We start from the raw sequence: 20,092 nt of genomic DNA, 5'->3' as shown, positions 1-20,092 counted from the left end.
ATCGAGGCTGCCTGGAAGGGACATTGGTCAAAATTATATTTCCAGAACTTGTTTTTAACTGTAATGCCTGCGACATGCTCTCAAGATAAGTAACGAATTGTGGTGATTCTTGGTGTTTATCAAACGATGCTCTTGCTTATTAAATAAATTATGTGTGGATGTTTATAGTAGACGGCAAATATTTTCGTTAATTTAGCCATCACATGTAGAGGTGCTAATATTCATTATCTATAGGATTTACATTGCAGATATTACAGAAGCTACTTTTTGGAACGAGGGACTGTTGTTATGAATGGATATCGTATCTTACCTTTAGCGCTAGCTTTAGTTCACTTAACTGGATGTGATTTTATTCCACCCAGTAAAGAAGAAGTATACAAACCTTTTATAAGCCTGAAAGAAAAGTACTCAAAACAAGAGAAACCGCAAGTACCGCTTTCACCAGTTGATTCTTTGCTGTTTCAATCGATACATCACCCTGGCGTGTTATTAAGCTCGGGCAGTACGAGTGGGTTCGCGTTGAACCAAGGCGCTTTGTATATAGACACAAAAAACACCCCACTAGGCTCATTTGAAATTTCAGCAAAAAATATTAGGGCTTGTACATGTCTAAGTTTTGGCTCTGGTGAGATTTACACAGAAGTTTTACTGGCTGAAGAAGGGCTAATTTTGAGCTTAGGCTACTCAGGTATAGCTAGTAAAACGATTGACTGGTGTTACGCTAATAACAAACCAGTTATTTCTAACTCACTCCAAAGAGATTGGTTATATGATAAGCGCCCCCTCCCGGACTTCGACAACTATACTCAAGTGAGTCGAAAGCTATACGATGAGCAGTATAAACAAGCGTGCCAAGGGTTCTAGTATAGTGTCGGTGAAATAGTTTTATCGTTATACGAAAAGCTCTTCCTCGACTTAAAATCAATTGAGCTTCCGCTCCTCGCTCTTAGTCATCTAACAGATTGCGATATCCTAAATTTGAAAGTCGGTGCAGCAGCTTAATCCCCTTACATTGCATCCGAAGCGCGGTACGAGAAGAGTAATCGCCAGCAGGACGCTGGCGAAAACATGCTCAGGGCAGGGAAGGCCTGTGCATGTTGGTTACGTTCATTTCTCGTATTGGGATGAGGAAACCATGCAATGTCGGGGCGCCTTGGGGTTCTTAGGGGTGGTTGGCGTAAACCACCCCTAAGGTGTCGTCGCCAATGCGACAAGATCTTAACGCTTAAAGCAAACTGACCAGTGCGTCCACTAGTCACCCAAAACCGGGGTTCCAAGGGGGCTCGCCCCTTGGGTGTGATGGTAATCACACCAGCGGTCATAAAGAGTTGTTCTTCTCCAACCCCGCATCCGTCAGCAAATTCCTGAGCTCATCCAGCAATTCCAGCAGCTCGGGCTCGATATCATTGATGCTGGCCTGCTCCTTCATGGCCGTTTCAATCAGCTCGGCGAGCTTTTTCAGCTTCGGCACGCCGGTATAGCAGCAGGCGCCGTGGAACTTGTGAATAATAGACAGCAGGCGCTGATGATCCTTGGCGGCGATGGCTTCTTCTATCAGGCTGACGGTTTCCGGAATGCTGAGCAGCAGCATATTGAGCATTTCCTGGGCCAGGTCTTCCTTGCCGCCGGCGCGTTGCAGGGCCAGATCCCAGTTCAGGCCATTGCTGGCAAAGGGAGGTGTGCTTGGGGGGCTCTTGTTGACGTGGCGCTCGCGCAGGCGCTTATGATCGGCGCCGTGCTCCATAAGTACTTCGTGGAGCATGTCCTCGTCCAAAGGCTTGGTCAGGTAGCTGGCAAAGCCAACTTCCTTAAGCTGTTCTTTCTCCCCGCTTAGGGCGTGGGCGGTCACGGCTATGATTGGCGTGTCTTCATTGAGAGAGGACTCGCAAATGAGCTTACAGGCGGTAATGCCGTCCATAATCGGCATTTGTATGTCCATAAAGATCATATCGTATTTATGACTCTTACAGACCTCCACCGCCTGGGCACCGTTATGGGCTGTATCCAGCTCTTCCACCTGCTCTTCAAGCAAGGCGCAGATCAGTTTCAGGTTGGCATCGTTATCGTCTACTACCAAGGCTTTCAACGGCAAGCGGCTGGCCTTGCGGTCCTGGGTGTGAATGGTGGGGTGATCAAGACGATAGGGCGCCGCCATCATTTCACAGAACTTACGATGATTAATGGGTTTGCTGAGGCAGCCATCGGCACCACTGCCCACTAAGGCCTCGCGCATATTATGCGACACAGTATTGAGCAGCAAATAGATATAGTCACTGTGTGGGCGCACCATGGAAATGAGCTGTTTCATCAGCCCCATGGACTCGACACCGCCGGCATCGCCAAGTACACAGATATCAAATTTAAAGGAGCCGGTGAGTACTTGCTCTAGCTCTTCCAGGTTGCGACAGCCGCTTACATGCACACCCCAGGCATGCAATATGCTGGTGGTGGCCATGTAGCTGTGCTCATTTTGCTCGAAATACAGCACCCGCTTAGTGGCTAACGAGCCGCAGGGCAGTTCGGTTTGGAAATGATGGTCCGGCAGCTTAAACACAGCATTAAAAGTAAAGCAGGTGCCCTTACCCGGGGCGCTGTTCAAGGTGATGCGTCCGCCCATGGCTTCAACCAAATGCTTGGTGATCATAAGCCCCAGGCCGGTGCCGCCAAACTTACGGGTGATGCTGGAGTCGGCCTGGCCAAAGGGGGTAAACAAGGTGTCTTGTTTATCCATGGCAATGCCGACGCCGGTGTCTTTTACCGAGATCAACAAGGAGGTGCGCTCATCGGCCAGCAGGCGACTACTAATATCTATATTGATCTCACCCTGCTCGGTAAACTTAATGGCGTTACTCACCAGGTTGGTAAGAATTTGTCGAAAGCGGGTTGGGTCGCCAAACAGTTGCTCGGGCACATTGGGGTTTACATGAATCGACAGCTCCAGGTTTTTCTCATGGGCGCCGGGGGCGAGCAGGGTCAGCACCTCGTTCACCGCATCGCGCAATTGGAATTGAATGCTTTCGAGCTCCATGGCGCCGGCTTCAAGTTTGGAGAAGTCGAGAATATCGCTGATGATGCTAAGCAGGCTGTTGGCCGAGGCCTCTATGGTATCCAGGTAATCTTTTTGGCTCTTATTAAGCGGCGTTTTATAAAGCTGGCGAGCAAAGCCAATAACCCCATTAAGCGGGGTGCGTAGCTCGTGACTCATCTTCGCTAAGAAGTCGGACTTAACCTTGTTTGCAGCCAGGGCCTCGCGTTTGGCGATATTGAGCTGAATATTCTGGGTCTCATACTGCTCCAGGGTTTCCTGGTAGTCGGCGGTGGCCTGGTCGATATGACGCTGCATCTCGTCTTTTTCATCGGCCATATATTCGGTGATGCTCACTAGGCCCAAGCGCAGTTGCTCCAGCTCGCCTTGCATGGTCTGGGTAATGTTTTGCGGCACTTCGCCCCGGGCCACTTCGCCGGTAGCGCGTACCAAACGTGACAAGGGCTGGGTGATCATACGGCTCAGACGAATGGAGAGCACCACGGCAAAGCCGATGGCTAATAAGATCACAGCGGCACTGATTAAAATGGCTCTTTGTTGCTCTATTACCGCGGCCTGGCGGTTAAATTGCACCATCACAGTGCCGGCGGTTTGAAACGGCAAATGGCTGGGGGTATTGGGGTTGAGTACGCCCTGATAAAAAATTAAAAATTCATCGTCGTGAATGGCCTTATTCAGGCTCTGATGCACCTCGGGGGGAATAGTAGTCAGACGGTCAAAATTGCGATGTAAATTGCTGGTCACCACCAAGGAATCGCTGGCGTCAAAAATGGCCACGGACTTTACAAGCGGCGAGTGCATATTGTGAATATGGCGAGCTATGCGCTCTAACGTAGCCTTGTCGTTCTTAACTAAGGGTTGCTCTATGGCAATACTTAATGGCTCGATTATGGTGCTGCCTTGCTCGATGAGAAATTCATCCAACTCCAGGTAGCGATTTATAGTAAAATAGCCGCCGAGCAATAGACCAATCACCACGGTAGGCACCAAGGTCAGGATCAGGACTGAATCCCGAAGGCCTAGTCGGTTCATAAGCAAACAAATAAATGAGACTGTGTTAAGTTTAGGTTATAGCTTACACCGATCTTTATCAATGTAAATTAGGGCGGGGCATGGCGAACTTTTTTAAGCCAAGTAAAAAACAAGTTAAAAATCAAACACAAGAATTGGGCATCCAGAGTATGGATCACCATGGACGCGGCGTGGCAAAAAATAACGGCAAGGTTGTTTTTGTTAATGGAGCCCTGGCGGGGGAGCGCGTTCTGGCACGTATTAATGCCGATAAGAAAAGCTACGCAGAGGGCCAATGCATTAAGGTGCTTGAGCCCAGCGCAGCGCGGGTTAAGCCCATGTGCCAGCATTATCATCAATGCGGCGGTTGTAACTTGCAGCATCTTGAGTTGCAGGCGCAGCTGGATGCCAAGCAGCAGGCGGTGGGCGCTCTTTTTGCCAAGTTTACCGGCCAAAGCGAATTACCTTGGCAGGCCCCAATCGAAAGTCAGCCCTGGCATTATCGCCGCAGTGCCCGTATCAGTATTTTCCATGATAAGAATCGCGGCCTGCAGGTGGGCTTTCGCCAGCAAGGTTCCAAGCAGATAGTTAATATCGAACACTGCCCGGTGTTGGAGCAGGGCTTTGATGCGGTCTTTGCATTTTTCCGCGCCCAGATAGAGCAGCATCCGGCGCTGCGTTCAGTATCGCATTTGCAGTTGGTGGCCACAGAAGACACCCATTACATAGTAGTACGTCATACTAAGGCCATCGTCGACAAGGTGCAGCAACGAGTCGAAGAGCAGGCCAGCGAGCATGACTGGACCTTGGTTTGGCAGCACAGCGCCGAGCAGGCGCTGCCGGCGGCCAGCTATCATATTAAACAAGGTGAACTGTCCTTGCGGTTCGGCCTGGATAATTTTATTCAGGTCAATGCCGAGGTGAACGAGCAGATGCTTAACCAGGCCATGCAGTGGTTGGCGTTAGGTGCCGATGAGCAGGTGTTGGATTTGTTTTGCGGTGTCGGCAACTTCTCCTTGCTGGCAGCTAAGCAGGCAAAAAGAGTGGTCGGTGTTGAGGGCGTGGCCTCGGCTGTGGACTATGCTCAGTTAAATGCCAAGGCCAATGAATTGGATAATTGTCAGTTTCATTGTTTTGATTTAACCGAGCCCTTGGCGCAGGCGAGTTGGTTTGATAAAAACCTCGATGTGTTGCTGCTTGATCCGTCGCGCATGGGCGCCGAGGCCATACTTGCGCAATTACCGCTCAAACAGTTCAAACGCGTCTTGTACGTGTCTTGTGATCCCGTTACTCTGGCAAGAGACAGCAAAACGATACTGGCAGCGGGTTTTTCGCTCAATAAGCTGGGAATTATGAACATGTTCCCGCACACAGGTCATATCGAAACAATGGCATTATTTACACGGGGGTAGAGTCCGCCATGGTGGCAACAAGACAGTCGCATCGCACCGATATCGAAAACTTCGACAGCGCCTTAAAGCAGCTGGCGTTAAGTGACGACAAGTATCAGTTGGTCAAAGCGGCCACCGAATACTGCGGTGAGCACCGCAATGCCGACAGCGACCGATTGGCGTTGGAAATGGTGGAAATTCTGGCGCAACTCAACCTTGATGCAACCTCCCTGGCCACCGCCTACCTGACGCCCTATTTTATCGCCAATAAAATCGCTATCAGTGATGTTAGCGAGGACTTCAATAAGGATGTCGGCCTGTTACTGACCGGGGTGGAGCAAATGGCCACCATCAGCACCCTGGCTCATGCCTCAAGCGGCCAGGTGCAGGTGGATAAGATCCGCCGCATGCTGCTGGCCATGGTGGAAGATGTGCGTGCCGTAGTGATCAAGCTGGCGCAGCAGGTGTGTTATCTGCGCGAGGTGAAAGATGCCAGCGAAGAAGAGCGGGTCATAGCGGCCAAGGAAACCAGTAATATTTTTGCCCCTTTGGCAAACCGTTTGGGTATTGGCCAGCTGAAATGGGAGCTCGAAGATCTCGCGTTTCGCTATTTGCACCCGCAAACCTATAAACGCATCGCCAAGTTATTAGAAGAAAAGCGTCTCGACCGCGAAGAATATATGCGCGACATGGTCAAGCAGGTGCAAACCAAGCTGGACGAAGTCGGCATTAAGGGCGAGGTCTATGGCCGCCCTAAGCATATCTACAGCATCTATAAGAAGATGAGCAAAAAGAACTATGAGTTCGACCAGCTCTTCGATATTCGCGCCATGCGTATCGTGGTGGATAAAATTCAGGACTGTTACGGCGCCCTTGGTGTGGTGCATACCAGCTGGCGCCATCTGCCTAAAGAATTTGACGATTATGTCGCCACCCCTAAGCCGAACGGTTATCAGTCCATTCATACCGTGGTTTTTGGCCCCGAGGGCAAAACCGTGGAGATTCAAATTCGCACCGCGCAGATGCATGAGGATGCCGAGCTCGGTGTGGCCGCGCACTGGATGTATAAAGAAGGAGCGCTGGGCGGTCGCGACAGCGGTTATGAGCAAAAAATCAGTTGGCTGCAAAAGATTCTGCAATGGCAAGAGGAAGTGGTCGACGGCACAGACCTGGCAGATGAACTGAAAAACCAGGTGGTGGAAGACAGGGTCTATGTCTTTACCCCGCGCGGCGATATTTTTGACTTGCCCTATGGCGCCACGCCGTTGGACTTTGCCTACTATATTCACTCCAATGTTGGCCATCGCTGCATTGGTGCCAAGGTATTTGGCAAAATTGTGCCTTTTACCTATCAGTTGCAAACCGGCGATCAGGTGGAAATTCTTACCCAGAAAGAGCCGAATCCGAGCCGCGACTGGGTCAATCCATCCCTTGGCTATATTCGCTCATCACGGGCACGGGCGAAAATCCATCACTGGTTTAAACAGCTCGACAGGGATAAAAACCTGCAGGCTGGTAAAGACATACTTGATAACGAGCTGCAGAAGCTGGATCTTACCTACAAGGATCTCGACCCGGCTATTAAGCGCTTTAACTTCACCAATCTGGATGACCTGCTGGTGGCCATAGGCGCCGCCGATGTGCGTCTAAACCAGCTGTTGAACTTTGTGCAAAACAAGGGTGAGCCTGAGCCGCAAATTAAGTTTAAACAGCCCAGTCGCAGCACCAAGGCGGATAAAAACGGCATAGTGGTGGAAGGCGTCGGCTCCCTGATGAGTCATATGGCCGGCTGCTGTGAGCCGGTGCCCGGCGATTCCATTTGTGGTTATATCACCCAGGGTCGGGGCATTGCCGTGCACCGCAGTGACTGTGAGCAATTCGCCACCTTACAGGAGCGCCACCCGGAGCGCATCGTTGAGGTCAGCTGGTCGGCAAAAACCAGCAGCGATTTTGCACTCTCTATTAAGGTAGAAGCCAATGACCGCCAGGGGCTTATTCGTGATATCAGCTCGGTGCTGGCCAATGAAAAGGTCAATGTGCTGAGCATGAATGTGAATACGGTGGACGAGAAACAGCTGGCGATTTTCAATATGAAGATTGCGGTGTCGGATTTAAGCAGTACCAACCGCTTACTGACTAAGCTGATGCAAATCGAGGGCGTGTATGATGCCTCTCGTGTGGGAGCCGGTGGATGAGTCACAACACCATTGCCGAGCTGCAGGCCATAATGGCCAAGTTGCGCTGCCCTGAGTCCGGTTGTGACTGGGACCTGGCGCAAACCTTTAAAACCATAGTGCCGCACACCCTGGAAGAGGCCTATGAGGTGGCCGACACCATAGAGCGTGGCGCCTATGATGAACTCAAGGCGGAACTGGGTGACTTGCTGTTTCAGGTCATCTTTTACAGCCAGCTGGCCAGTGAGCAACAACTATTTGACTTTAATGCCGTGGTTGCCGAGCTCAATAGCAAGTTAAAACAGCGCCACCCTCATATTTTTGCCGATGGCCAAGCCCGGGATAATTGGGAAACCCGCAAGCATCAGGAGCGCCAGGCCAAGGGGCAGGCGCATCTGCTCGATGACATTCCCACCAACCTGCCAGCGCTCAGCGCTGCAAATAAAATTCAAAAGCGCGTTGCCGCCGTAGGCTTTGACTGGCCCAGTGTCGATGGTGCTCTGGACAAGGTCGCCGAAGAAGTACTTGAGGTGCGCGAGGCCATAGAGCATGACCCAAATAGCGAGCACTGCGCCGAGGAACTTGGCGACCTGCTGTTTGCCACGGTAAATGTTGCCCGCCACCTAGGTCGTGACCCGGAGCAGTTGCTGCGTCAGGCCAACCGCAAGTTTAGCCGACGTTTTAATGGCGTCGAGGAACAACTGGCGGCTCAAGGGCTGAACCTGGAAAACGCCGATCTAGAGCAGATGGAAGCGGCCTGGCAGGCGGTAAAAGAGCACGAGTAAGGGCGCTCCCTCGGGTGCCCCAAAGGGCGCTCTTCGAGATTAATTTTAGCTGGATTGGCCGAGGGGGCTTTGCTATACTATCGCCCCGTCTTGATTCTATAATTTAATCCATTTCCTGATATCTTAGGGTTCGCATGAGTACAAAATTTATCTTCGTTACAGGCGGGGTGGTTTCCTCGTTGGGTAAAGGTATTGCTGCTGCATCATTGGCAGCGATCTTAGAAGCACGTGGCTTAAAAGTCACAATCTTAAAGCTGGATCCTTATATCAACGTTGATCCGGGCACCATGAGCCCAATTCAACACGGTGAAGTGTTCGTTACCGAAGACGGTGCAGAGACGGACCTTGACCTTGGTCACTATGAGCGTTTCATTCGCACCAAGATGACCAGCCGCAACAACTTCACCCAAGGTCGTGTATACGAAGATGTTCTTCGTCGCGAGCGTCGTGGTGAGTACCTGGGTGCAACCATTCAGGTTATCCCGCACATCACTAACGACATTAAACGTCGTGTAGTTGAAGGTGCAGAAGGTCATGATATCGCCATCGTTGAGATCGGCGGTACCGTAGGTGACATCGAGTCACAACCTTTCTTAGAAGCCATTCGTCAGCTTGGTACCGAAATCGGTCGCGAGCGCGCCTTGTTTATGCACCTAACGCTGGTGCCATTCTTAGGCCCTGCGGGCGAAGTGAAAACCAAGCCGACTCAGCACTCTGTAAAAGAGCTGCGTTCTATCGGTATTCAGCCAGACATCCTGGTATGTCGTTCGGCCTGTAAACTACCGGGTAATGAGCGTGCCAAGATTGCCCTGTTCACTAACGTTGAAGAAAAAGCGGTTATCTCGCTACAAGACGTAGACAGCATTTATAAGATCCCGGCGCTGCTTAAGTCGCAGGATCTGGACAACATCATTTGTCGTCGTTTCTACCTGGATTGCCCGGAAGCGGATCTATCCGAGTGGGAACAAGTACTTTACCAAGAGTCGAACCCTACTGGTGAAGTGACTATCGGTATGGTGGGTAAATACATCGAACTACCGGATGCCTATAAGTCGGTTAACGAAGCCCTTAAGCATGCTGGTTTGAAAAACCGCCTGACAGTGAACATTCAGTACGTTGACTCACAAGATATCGAAAGCAAGGGCGTTGACCTGCTGAAAGGTCTTGATGCCATCTTGGTACCGGGCGGCTTCGGCGGCCGTGGTGTTGAAGGCAAGATCATGGCGGCCAAGTATGCCCGTGAAAACAAGGTGCCTTATCTAGGTATCTGTTTAGGTATGCAGGTGGCGCTAATTGAATATGCGCGTAACGTAGCCGGTCTTGAAGGCGCGAACTCAACCGAGTTCGATGCTAACTCGCCGCACCCTGTAGTGGGCCTTATCACCGAATGGCTTGATAAAGACGGTAATGTTGAAGTACGTGACGAAGCGTCTGATTTAGGCGGCACCATGCGTCTTGGCGCTCAGCTTTGTCATCTGAAAGAAGGTTCAAAGGTACGTGAAGTGTACGGCAATGATCAAATCGTTGAGCGTCACCGTCACCGCTATGAAGTGAACAACAACTATGTTGAGCAGCTTGAGCAAGCGGGTCTTGAGTTCACCGGTCTTTCCGAAGATAAGAAGCTGGTGGAAATCATTGAAAACAAAGATCACCCTTGGTTTATTGCGGCGCAATTCCACCCGGAATTCACCTCAACGCCACGTGATGGTCACCCACTATTTGAAGGTTTCGTGGCGGCTGCACACAGCTTCCAGAAGCAGTCTTCGTAATCGATCGTACTAAGCCGTGCCCATGCACGGCTTTTTCGTTTTTATACCCCTTGCCCAGAGGCGCCAAGAATCGGCCCCGGGGGGAGGGAGTACTAAACCTGGGACAAGAGGAATCATTCGAGATGTCAGAAATTGTTAAAGTGATTGGCCGTGAAGTTATGGACTCACGCGGTAACCCAACTGTTGAAGCCGAAGTATACCTAGCCAGCGGTGCTTGGGGTCGTGCTTGTGCACCTTCTGGTGCTTCAACCGGTACACGTGAAGCGCTTGAGCTACGCGATGGCGACAAGAGCCGTTACCTGGGTAAGGGTGTATTGAAGGCCGTAGGTTATGTAAATAACGAAATCGCCGCCGCCCTTAAAGGCCAAAATGCGCTTGAGCAGCGTGCAATCGATAACATCATGCTTGAGCTTGATGGCACCGAAAACAAAGAAAAGCTAGGCGCAAACGCCATCCTGGCGGTATCGCTAGCAAACGCTAAAGCGGCAGCTCAGGACAAGGGTGTTGAGCTATTCGAACACATCGCCGACATCAATGGTACATCTGGCCAGTATTCAATGCCTGTGCCTATGATGAACATCATCAATGGTGGTGAGCATGCGGATAACAACGTTGATATCCAAGAGTTTATGGTTCAGCCGGTAGGCGCTCCTAGCTTCAGCGAAGCGCTACGCATGGGTGCGGAAATCTTCCACAGCCTGAAAAAAGTACTAAGCGCACGCGGCCTAAACACTGCGGTAGGTGACGAAGGTGGTTTTGCACCTGACCTTAAGTCAAACGAAGAAGCCTTGGAAGTGATCGCCGAAGCCGTTGCTGCTGCCGGTTACGAGCTAAACAAAGACGTAACCCTAGCGCTAGACTGTGCCTCTTCAGAGTTCTACCACGATGGTAAATACGACCTTAAAGGCGAAGGCAAGGTATTCGACTCGGCTGGTTTCGCCGACTTCCTTGCAGACCTAGCGGCACGTTACCCTATCGTTTCAATCGAAGACGGCCTGGACGAAAGCGACTGGGCGGGTTGGAAAATTCTAACCGATAAGATTGGCGACAAGGTACAGCTAGTGGGCGACGATCTATTCGTAACCAACACTAAGATCCTAAAGCGTGGTATCGACGAGAACATTGGTAACTCTATCCTTATCAAGTTCAACCAGATCGGTTCACTGTCTGAGACGCTTGATGCAATCAAGATGGCTAAAGACGCCGGCTTTACTGCGGTTATTTCACACCGTAGTGGCGAAACCGAAGACGCGACAATCGCCGACCTTGCGGTAGGTACTGCTGCTGGCCAGATCAAAACTGGTTCACTATGTCGTTCAGACCGTGTAGCTAAGTACAACCAGCTACTACGTATCGAACAACAACTTGGTGACAAAGCGGTTTATAAAGGCCGTTCTGAAATCAAAGGCCAATAAGCTGGGCTTATTTAGCCAATAAAAAAAACCGCGGTCTTACCGCGGTTTTTTTATGCCTGTTTGGAGCACCCTTATCACCATGTCGTTGTAGGTCGGGCTTTCAGCCCGACAAAAGGTGCCACAAGCGAAACGTCGTTGTAGGTCGGGGTTCAGCCCGACAAAAGGTGCCACAAGCGAAACGTCGTTGTAGGTCGGGGTTCACCCCGACAAAGGTGCCACAAGCGATATGTCGTTGTAGGTCGGGGTTCAGCCCGACAAAGGTGTCACAAGCGATATGTCGTTGTAGGTCGGGATTCACCCCGACAAATTGCACATTCATTGGCATTGTCGGCGCAAAGCACCGACCTACAAATGAATTTAAGGCTGAAACTGTTGGGCGAGGATCTGCCGGGTAAACTGGGTTTTTAAATAAAAGCCCCGTGGCAGGGTCTGAATGCGCTCGCCATTTTTGCCTATGGCTGCGGTCAGGGCTTTGCTGTTGGCGGCCTTGGGGCGCAGTTGTAACACCTCGCCAAAATGGCCATTGACCTGCTCAATTTGCCCCAGAGCTATCATCTCGGTGAGTTCCTCCCAATCCCGCTTCAGCTGGGCGAATTGCTGCGCATTGGGTTGCCATAAAAAGCCACTGCCTATCACTCGTTCCACCACAGGAATATCGCGCTCGGCCAAAATCGGCAACCACAAGACATGACAGAGTTTTTTATACACGGTACTTTGCTCGAAACTCAGCCCAGTCACCTGTGTAAGGGGGGCGACGCTGACAAAGGTGGTTTCCAGCGGCGTGCCCTGATAGGAAATGGGCAAGGTTTTTAATTCCACACCAAGGGCGGGAAAGTCCGGTTCCGGCAAAGAGCCAGCGGTAGCCCCAAGCACATATTCCAACAATTGCCCAACCCAGCCCTTTTCTCGCTGCAAATGTTCCGGGGTTTTAAAACCGTATTGCTCGGCAAGCGCCCCTAGGGTCATACCGGCAATGGCATCGACGCGCTGACGTAATTGGGCAAGGTTAGTAGGTGGAGAAATCATAGCTGCTCGATAAGGGCTGTGGAGGCCTGATTGTAACAAAGGCGCGGTGAATTCCTAGTCTTGTTCGGTACAGCGGACAAGGGTGTTGCTATTTTGAGCAGAAAAAATTGGGTGCTTTTTTGCTCACCCATTTGCTTTGGTTTTATTTGTAACACATTGATTTTAATTGGTTATTTCATTGCCTATTAAGATTTAATACAATTGGTGTGGTGTTTTAATCCACAAAATACAGATGTATAAACACATTTATCCACAGAATCTGTGGAGAAATACTGTTTTTGGCCTGCTGATTGTGGATTTGTTTTATTTTTATCCGTAGTTATTAAAAGTTATGCACAACATGTGAGTAACTTGGTGTTAATTGCGAATATTATTTGCTGTCAATTGGTGATTGTGGAACAATCGATAAAAATCGACTTACAAAAGAGGCACTAAGGTGATTGATGCCGAAGGTTTTCGTGCCAATGTCGGAATCGTAATCTGCAATAATCAGGGGCAGGTATTTTGGGCCCGCCGTTACGGCCAGCATTCATGGCAATTTCCACAAGGCGGGGTAGATGATGGCGAAACGCCAGAGCAAACCATGTACCGCGAATTGCATGAAGAAGTGGGACTGCTACCAGAAGATGTTGAGGTGATTGCCAGCTCGCGTCATTGGTTGCGTTATAAACTACCGAAACGGTTAATACGCCGCGATTCGAGCCCTGTGTGTATTGGCCAAAAGCAGAAATGGTTCTTGCTGAAACTAAAATGCAAAGACGAAGACGTAAACTTGCTGAAAACCCATCATCCGGAGTTTGATGATTGGCGTTGGGTGAGTTACTGGTATCCTGTGCGCCAGGTCGTGGCCTTTAAACGCGACGTCTACCGCCGGGTAATGAAAGAATTTGCTCCTATTGCGATGCCATTTAATCGCAAGGAATCAGCGCCCCAGGGGCAGTGGCGTAACCGCCGTTAAGGAGAGTTTTCAATATGCTTGCCACCATGCGCGCCATCGTCGAGCAAGTTGCTCAGCAGCCGAGCTTGGAAAGCGCGCTCATGGTGTTTGTCAGCCAGGTCAAAAAGGCGATGAAGACCGAGTGCTGTTCGATCTATTTTGCCGATTACAGCCAGGATAACTTTGTCTTGATGGCCACCGATGGCCTTAACCCCGCCGCCGTGGGTAAGTTTCGCCTTGGCTTTACCGAAGGCCTGGTGGGTCTGGTGGCTCAGCGTGAAGAACCGATCAACCTTGCCTATGCCAAGTCACACCCGCACTTTATAACCTCAGATCTTGTTCAAGAAGAGCAATATAACGCCTTTTTATCCGTGCCCGTGGTGCATCAAAAACGGGTGCTAGGGGTTATTGTGGTGCAGCAGACGGCGGCCAGAGTATTTAGTGAAGACGAAGAATCCTTTTTGATCACCTTGTCGGCGCAATTGGCGCCGCAACTGGCGGTTGCACAGATACAAACCTTGTTGCAGCAGGACGACCTCAGTCATCGCTCGACCATGCTCAAGGGGATCTCCAGCTCCGGCGGTATCGCTCAGGGCCATGCCTATGTGGTGCTGCCTAAAGTCGACTTTTCGTCCGTGGAGCTGCGCAAGGAAGAGGATAAGCTCAAACAAAAGCAACTCTTCTTACAGGCAGTGGCAGCCACCCGTAAGGAGTTCAGCACTCTGGCTGTGTCCATGCAAGGACATCTGCCGAGCGAGGCGGTAGCTGTTTTTGAAGTTTATTTGCAATTGCTCGATGCTCGCAGCCTGGGTCGCGATGTGGAGCTGGAAATTGCCGATGGCTGGTGTGCCAAAAGCGCCTTAAAGCTGGTTATAGAGCGATTGGTGCAGCAATTTAACGCCATGCAGGACCCTTATATTAAAGAGCGGGCCGTCGATGTAAAAGACATTGGCCTGCGGGTGCTGTTTCATCTGCTCAATACCGAAAAGGCCACCAAGCCTTATCCGGAAAATACCATTTTAGTGGCCCATACCCTGACTCCGGCCATGTTAGCGCAGGTGCCCAAGGAGCGCTTAAAAGGGGTGGTCAGTGTTCATGGCGCCGCCAACTCCCATGCCTCGATTTTGACGCGCGCCCTTAATATCCCCACGGTGTGGGGCATTAACGATATTCCGCTGTTACAGTTCGATAATAAAGAGCTGATCATCGATGCCTATGCCGGGCGGGTGTATCTTAGCCCCAGCGAGGCGCTGAAAAAAGAATATGCGCAAATTCAGCACCGCGACGCCAAGTTACACGACCAGTTTGAGTCGGAATACCATCTGCCTTCGACCACTCTGGATGGCAAGGCCATCGACCTGATGCTCAATGCCGGTCTGGATCTACAAACCGAGCTCGACAGCGCCCGTTATTGCGACGGCGTGGGTCTGTATCGCACCGAATCCTGGTTTATGCAAAAAGGCACCTTTCCGTCCCAGCATGAACAAGAGCAATGGTATCGCCAGGTGCTCAACAGTTATCATCCGGCCCCGGTCACCATGCGCACCTTGGATATAGGCGGTGATAAGGCGCTTGACTACTTTGATATTCAGGAAGAAAACCCTTTTCTGGGATGGCGCGGTATTCGCGTGAGCCTAGATCATCCCGAGTTGTTTCTCGATCAGCTTAAGGCCATGATCAAGGCCAATTCCGGCCTGGGTAACCTGCGTATTCTCTTGCCCATGGTTAGCGAAGTAGGGGAGGTCGATGAGTCTTTAGCCCTGCTTGAGCGCGCTTATTATGAGCTGCAACAGGACTTCCCACACGAATTCAGCTATATCGACAAGCCCCTGATTGGGGTGATGATCGAAGTGCCATCGAGCATGTACTTGCTGCATGAGTTTGCCGCCAAAATGGACTTTTGTTCCGTCGGCTCCAACGACCTGACTCAATATCTGCTGGCGGTGGACAGAGCAAATTCCCGCGTCGCCAATCTCTTCGATTGTTACCACCCGGCGGTTCTGCGCGCTTAAACGGTATTGCCGAGCAATGTCAGGCTGCCAACTTTCCCTTTAGTTTGTGTGGCGAGCTGGCCGGTGAGCCGGAAGGAGCCATTTTGTTGATAGCCATGGGCTTTGACAGCTTAAGTATGAACTTTAGCGCCCTGCATAAGGTGAAATGGGTTATCCGCCGCGTTGGCCTTAAGAAGTGTAAGCAATTACTGGCACAATGTTTAAGCGCCGCCCATGCCAAACAGGTGCACCGTTTAGTGCGGGATTTCATGCTTGAACAGGGTCTAGGGCAATTGTTATATCGACAAAAAGACGATGATGGCAAGCAATGAAATCCTCTTTATAACCTGATATATTCATCATATAAGAAAACAGAATAAGTAAAATACATGGCAGATCTTATTTGGCTTTTTATCTTGTGCATGGTGTTAGGAAGTGTGGTGGGTTTTCTCGCCGGTCTGTTAGGCATAGGTGGCGGCCTGCTTATTGTACCCGCGCTCAGTGCGCTGCTGGTGCATTTTAATGTCACCGATGTTGAACATGTATTGGTAATAGCCATTGCCACCTCACTGGCTTCTATTTTATTTACCTCAACGTCCTCGGCACTGGCCCATCATCGCAACCAAAATGTGCCCTGGGAAGTGGCGCCAGCGGTACTGTTTGGTGTGTCTACCGGCGCCCTGATCAGCGGCTTTATGGCCAGCTATATACCCCAGCAGGGACTGAAAGCAATTTTCGCCGTGGCGGTCATATTTATCGCTATGCGGATGATCTATTCCAGCCATAGGGCGACCAGCACCCGACCCATGCCATCCGATGTGGTGATCTTGGGTTCAACCTCGGTTCTCGGCGCACTGTCCGGGTTGATTGGCATTGGCGGTGGCGCGCTTCTCGTACCCTTGCTTAACTACTTTTCCGTAGACATGAAAAAGGCCATTGGCTGCGCCGCGGTAAGTGGTATTGCCATTGCGCTGTTTGGCTGCTTGGGTTACATTGCCTCCGGGTGGCAGGTGCAGGACATCGGCGATGGTTTTGTTGGCTTTGTTTATGTTCCCGCGCTGGCCGGCATTGTTGCAACGTCCTGGTTTACGGCCCCCTTTGGTGCGCGCGCTACGCATTATTTACCCGTTTCACATATTAAAAAAATCTTCGCCTTACTGCTGGTGATCATCGCCTTACGTATGGTGTTTAGCTAGGCAAAAATAAAATTATGGCTTTAGAATTTCCACAAATTGACCCGGTGATTTTCGAAGTAGGGCCGCTGGCCGTACGCTGGTATGGCTTGATGTACTTAGTTGGCTTTGTTCTGGCCATGTGGCTGGCAAACCGTCAGGCCGCCAAACCCGGCTCGGGATGGACCAAAGAAGAAGTCAGCGACCTGTTATTTTACGGCATGCTCGGGGTTATTCTCGGTGGTCGTTTGGGTTACGTATTCTTTTATCAATTCTCTTATTTCCTGGAAAACCCGCTTTACCTATTCCGTATTGACCAAGGCGGCATGTCCTTCCATGGCGGCACGCTCGGGGTAATTGCGGCCATATTCTGGTTTGCTAAATCGCGCGGTAAATCGTTTTTTACCGTTGGCGACTTTGTGGCGCCTTTAGTGCCGCTTGGCCTGCTGGCGGGACGCATAGGTAACTTTATTAATGGCGAGTTGTGGGGACGTACGTCAGATGTACCATGGGCCATGGTGTTCCCAACCGGCGGGCCGGACGCGCGTCACCCGTCGCAATTATATGAAGCATTTTTCGAAGGCCTGGTGCTCTTCCTTATTTTGCAGTGGTTTATTAAAAAGCCGCGCCCGGCGGGCAGTGTCTCAGGGCTGTTCTTACTCGGTTACGGTACCTTCCGTTTTGCCATTGAATACTTCCGCGAGCCGGACGCCCACTTAGGCTTATTAGGCGGCATTATGTCTATGGGGCAGATTTTATCCCTGCCTATGATTATTATCGGTGGTGCGTTTATCTACTGGGCGTACAGCAAAGCGGATAACGCCGCGGCATCGGCAGCGAAGAAATAAGGAAGCAAAGATGAAACAGTATTTAGACTTATGCCGTCGCATCGTCGACACCGGCACCTGGGTGGAAAATGAGCGTACCGGGATCCGTTGTTTGACCGTGATTAATGCGGACTTGGAATACAATGTTGCTGCCAACGAATTTCCACTGATCACCACTCGTAAGAGCTTTTTTAAGGCGGCCATCGCCGAGTTGCTTGGCTATTTACGCGGCTATGACAGTGCCGCCCAGTTTCGCGATATCGGCTGTAACACCTGGAATGCCAATGCCAACGAAAATCAGGCCTGGTTGAACAACCCCAACCGTCGCGGTGAAGACGATATGGGCCGTGTTTATGGCGTGCAGGGGCGCAGCTGGCAAAAGCCGGACGGCACGCATCTGGACCAGTTAAAGAAGGTGGTTGATAACCTCAGTCGTGGTGTTGATGACCGCGGTGAGATCATCACTTTTTATAATCCCGGCGAATTTGAACTGGGTTGTTTGCGTCCTTGCATGCACACTCATACCTTTTCCTTGCTGGGTGACACCCTGCATCTGACCAGTTATCAGCGCTCATGCGATGTGCCACTGGGCTTAAACTTCAACCAGATCCAGGTCTTTACCCTGCTGGCCTTGGTGGCGCAGATCACGGGTCATAAGCCGGGTATGGCGTATCACAAAATCGTTAATGCCCATATTTATGAAAACCAGCTTGAGTTGATGCGTGACGTGCAGCTAAAGCGTGAGCCTTTCCCTTCGCCGCAACTGCACATCAACCCAAAGATCAAATCCCTGGAAGATTTGGAAACCTGGGTGAGCACGGATGACTTTGAGATCTCCGGTTATCAGCATCATGAGGCTATTCGCTATCCGTTTGCCGTATAACTAGTCTCCTGCATTGCACTGCAATTAGGAATCTTTAGATCGGGATTTTGCATAAAATCCCTTAGCGAAAATGCTAAGGATGAAAGCTGGATGTCTGGTTTTATCTGTAATCGCGTTAATCTGAAGCGACCGGCGTACTATTAAAGAGCGCGTGTGGTGCATGAGAAACTGGGGCTAGGGATAGCCAGTTAAGTCCAATTAATAGGCTTGATTACCAAACACCTAGCTTTATAATCAAGCCCTAGGTCATAGACCTTGGATAGGCCCCTTAGTTAAATGGATATAACAACCCCCTCCTAAGGGGTAGTTGCAGGTTCGATTCCTGCAGGGGCCGCCATTAAAATCAATAAGTTAAAAATAAAATAGGTTAAAACTCTAAGTCTGTTTAGCAATTGTGTAGCAGTGTATCCAATGTTCACATAAATAGGGGATTGCTATTACGTATGGAAATATGACTTGGACAATCAAAATACTAATTCATATTAAGCAAGTGTCCTATTTGAGCCACTGATATACCCTTCCATCATTAATTAATGTTTGTTTGATTTTGGCTTTGTCTTTTCGATTGGCACGACTGTAGATTGAGCGAAGCTCTTGTTCAAAACTATCTTCGTTAAATCCACGTTTAATTGCTTTTTGATACCACTCATGTCCTTGAGTAATATTTCCTGAGAGCATTTTACATGCGCCAATTAAGGTGCATGGGCGATAGTCTTGTTGAGTCAGTTCATGGGCTTGAGTGCCCAATTTGACTGCTTCATCAAACATTCCTAGATCTCGCTTTGCTCCACCACTCGTAGTGAGTAATGCAGACTTGAGATTCTTGTTACCATTGGCAAAGTTAAAGGGGTAATTTATGTTAACCAAACCAGCCGCTATTTTTGGTTCTCCAGCTTTTCTGTAATCAGCAATAGCATTCACGAGATTCCAAGGCTTCTTCGTATCTTCCCATTTACGCTTTGCTAGTTCAGCTCGATTTAGGTAGTACAACTCACTTACTTTTTGATTATCAAAACCATTGCTAATCAACCAGAGATAGTCGCTATCAGAAATTGTTTTCCCGTTGGTCAATGCCTTGAAGACTGTGGCAGCTTTGGAGCGCCTTCGTATTTTAACTACGTCTATTAACGGGAAATCAATATAGTCTTTGTCGTACTTGGCTTTTCGTTCTTTAGATTCTTTTTCACGCTTGGCTTTTAGTTCCTTAAACATCTTTTCTGAAGATTTACGCCTAGCTTCCATTTTCTCATCCCTCAGCTCTTTAGGAGTTTTACTTCCTACTGAGACATAACTTTGAGAGCAGGGATTTAATTTCTTCACAGTTTCCAGCTAACTCACCACTGTTTGTCGCTATTCTTTTTTTTGCTGCGAGCTTTATGGGCATTAACTTCCAAAGCAATGAGTCAGGCGATTTAGGTTCGGAGTCGAGGATCAACATCAAAGCTTCTGTATATTCATCACCCATTATTTTCGAGATGTCGCTGATCTCATTTAGTAGATGTTCTTGATCACTAGAGGTGTCTGTGCTCTTTTCCGCTAATTCTAACCAGCCGTAGTGAAGCGGGTATTGTGAACGAGAAAATAAACTTTTAACTTTGCTGATTGACATGTGAACTAATTCCTTGAGCGGCTAATGAACTGCCTTTGTTCATATGATTTATTATA

14 protein-coding genes, 1 tRNA gene and 1 pseudogene are annotated in these 20,092 nt (G+C 49.9%); 12 read left to right on the top strand and 4 right to left on the bottom strand.

The features are described 5' to 3' along the window. Positions 1–288: 288 nt before the first annotated feature. Positions 289–864, top strand: a complete 576-nt coding sequence (locus tag C2M34_RS08615) for a hypothetical protein (RefSeq protein WP_105258550.1) — start codon at positions 289–291, stop codon at positions 862–864. A gap of 454 nt (positions 865–1,318) precedes the next feature. Here C2M34_RS08615 and barA read toward each other — a convergent pair whose 3' ends face one another. Further along, the gene (gene barA / locus C2M34_RS08610) at positions 1,319–4,078 is read right to left on the bottom strand and encodes a two-component sensor histidine kinase BarA (RefSeq protein WP_105258549.1); all 2,760 of its coding nucleotides are present in this window, start codon (positions 4,076–4,078) and stop codon (positions 1,319–1,321) included. 80 nt (positions 4,079–4,158) lie between these two features. Between barA and rlmD the strand changes: the two genes are divergently transcribed. From rlmD to eno, 5 genes are all read left to right on the top strand, one after another. Further along, positions 4,159–5,469, top strand: a complete 1,311-nt coding sequence (gene rlmD, locus C2M34_RS08605; protein ID WP_105258548.1) for a 23S rRNA (uracil(1939)-C(5))-methyltransferase RlmD — start codon at positions 4,159–4,161, stop codon at positions 5,467–5,469. Positions 5,470–5,477: 8 nt separating this feature from the next. Next, positions 5,478–7,643 (top strand): GTP diphosphokinase, encoded by a 2,166-nt coding sequence (gene relA / locus C2M34_RS08600; protein WP_105200738.1) that lies wholly within the window; start codon positions 5,478–5,480, stop codon positions 7,641–7,643. After that, positions 7,640–8,407: a nucleoside triphosphate pyrophosphohydrolase gene (mazG, locus tag C2M34_RS08595; protein ID WP_105258547.1), complete on the top strand. Its 768-nt coding sequence runs from the start codon at positions 7,640–7,642 to the stop codon at positions 8,405–8,407. The genes relA and mazG overlap by 4 nt, the downstream gene beginning before the upstream one ends. Positions 8,408–8,541: 134 nt before the next feature. Next, positions 8,542–10,176 (top strand): CTP synthase, encoded by a 1,635-nt coding sequence (locus C2M34_RS08590; RefSeq protein WP_105190565.1) that lies wholly within the window; start codon positions 8,542–8,544, stop codon positions 10,174–10,176. A 122-nt stretch (positions 10,177–10,298) separates the two neighbouring features. Further along, positions 10,299–11,591 carry a phosphopyruvate hydratase gene (eno, locus tag C2M34_RS08585; RefSeq protein WP_105200735.1) on the top strand — a complete coding sequence of 431 codons (1,293 nt, stop codon included), beginning with the start codon at positions 10,299–10,301 and terminating at the stop codon, positions 11,589–11,591. 357 nt (positions 11,592–11,948) lie between these two features. Here the strand turns inward: eno and mutH are convergent, their stop codons facing one another. Beyond that, positions 11,949–12,617, bottom strand: coding sequence for a DNA mismatch repair endonuclease MutH (mutH, locus tag C2M34_RS08580; RefSeq protein WP_105200734.1), 669 nt, complete (start codon positions 12,615–12,617; stop codon positions 11,949–11,951). A 436-nt stretch (positions 12,618–13,053) separates the two neighbouring features. On the opposite strand from mutH, the gene rppH reads away from it, so the two are divergent. The 6 genes and pseudogenes from rppH to C2M34_RS08550 all read left to right on the top strand — a co-directional run bounded on the left by rppH (position 13,054) and on the right by C2M34_RS08550 (position 18,764). Further along, entirely contained in the window at positions 13,054–13,575 is a 522-nt protein-coding gene (gene rppH / locus C2M34_RS08575; RefSeq protein ID WP_105213697.1) for an RNA pyrophosphohydrolase, read from the top strand. Positions 13,576–13,589: 14 nt separating this feature from the next. Then, positions 13,590–15,877, top strand: a pseudogene (ptsP, locus tag C2M34_RS08570) (phosphoenolpyruvate--protein phosphotransferase). 57 nt (positions 15,878–15,934) lie between these two features. Further along, a complete protein-coding gene (locus C2M34_RS08565; protein ID WP_105258546.1) occupies positions 15,935–16,741 on the top strand; it encodes a sulfite exporter TauE/SafE family protein in 807 nt (268 codons plus the stop codon). 14 nt (positions 16,742–16,755) lie between these two features. Beyond that, positions 16,756–17,565 carry a prolipoprotein diacylglyceryl transferase gene (gene lgt, locus C2M34_RS08560; protein WP_105258545.1) on the top strand — a complete coding sequence of 270 codons (810 nt, stop codon included), beginning with the start codon at positions 16,756–16,758 and terminating at the stop codon, positions 17,563–17,565. Positions 17,566–17,575: 10 nt separating this feature from the next. Then, entirely contained in the window at positions 17,576–18,427 is an 852-nt protein-coding gene (locus C2M34_RS08555) for a thymidylate synthase (RefSeq protein WP_105258544.1), read from the top strand. A gap of 262 nt (positions 18,428–18,689) precedes the next feature. Further along, positions 18,690–18,764, top strand: a tRNA-Arg gene (locus C2M34_RS08550). Positions 18,765–18,922: 158 nt separating this feature from the next. Here C2M34_RS08550 and C2M34_RS08545 read toward each other — a convergent pair. Both C2M34_RS08545 and C2M34_RS08540 read right to left on the bottom strand, forming a co-directional pair. Next, a complete protein-coding gene (locus C2M34_RS08545) occupies positions 18,923–19,747 on the bottom strand; it encodes a hypothetical protein (protein ID WP_158681406.1) in 825 nt (274 codons plus the stop codon). Beyond that, positions 19,698–20,036, bottom strand: a complete 339-nt coding sequence (locus C2M34_RS08540) for a hypothetical protein (protein ID WP_105258542.1) — start codon at positions 20,034–20,036, stop codon at positions 19,698–19,700. Before C2M34_RS08540 ends, C2M34_RS08545 begins: the two co-directional genes overlap by 50 nt. Positions 20,037–20,092 lie beyond the last annotated feature (56 nt).

The organism is Pseudoalteromonas sp. T1lg88 (assembly GCF_002964765.1).
In the GTDB taxonomy this organism is placed as follows: Bacteria; Pseudomonadota; Gammaproteobacteria; order Enterobacterales; family Alteromonadaceae; genus Pseudoalteromonas.
The sequence above is the reverse complement of the archived record's forward strand: the minus strand, read 5'-3'. Positions and strand labels throughout refer to the sequence as shown.

Bases quoted from the DNA above. Each gene is read 5' to 3' on its own strand.
- C2M34_RS08615 (WP_105258550.1), top strand. From the start codon at position 289: ATGAATGGATATCGTATCTTACCTTTAGCGCTAGCTTTAGTTCACTTA.
- barA (WP_105258549.1), bottom strand. From the start codon at position 4,078: ATGAACCGACTAGGCCTTCGGGATTCAGTCCTGATCCTGACCTTGGTG.
- rlmD (WP_105258548.1), top strand. From the start codon at position 4,159: ATGGCGAACTTTTTTAAGCCAAGTAAAAAACAAGTTAAAAATCAAACA.
- relA (WP_105200738.1), top strand. From the start codon at position 5,478: ATGGTGGCAACAAGACAGTCGCATCGCACCGATATCGAAAACTTCGAC.
- mazG (WP_105258547.1), top strand. From the start codon at position 7,640: ATGAGTCACAACACCATTGCCGAGCTGCAGGCCATAATGGCCAAGTTG.
- C2M34_RS08590 (WP_105190565.1), top strand. From the start codon at position 8,542: ATGAGTACAAAATTTATCTTCGTTACAGGCGGGGTGGTTTCCTCGTTG.
- eno (WP_105200735.1), top strand. From the start codon at position 10,299: ATGTCAGAAATTGTTAAAGTGATTGGCCGTGAAGTTATGGACTCACGC.
- mutH (WP_105200734.1), bottom strand. From the start codon at position 12,617: ATGATTTCTCCACCTACTAACCTTGCCCAATTACGTCAGCGCGTCGAT.
- C2M34_RS08565 (WP_105258546.1), top strand. From the start codon at position 15,935: ATGGCAGATCTTATTTGGCTTTTTATCTTGTGCATGGTGTTAGGAAGT.
- lgt (WP_105258545.1), top strand. From the start codon at position 16,756: ATGGCTTTAGAATTTCCACAAATTGACCCGGTGATTTTCGAAGTAGGG.
- C2M34_RS08555 (WP_105258544.1), top strand. From the start codon at position 17,576: ATGAAACAGTATTTAGACTTATGCCGTCGCATCGTCGACACCGGCACC.
- C2M34_RS08540 (WP_105258542.1), bottom strand. From the start codon at position 20,036: ATGTCAATCAGCAAAGTTAAAAGTTTATTTTCTCGTTCACAATACCCG.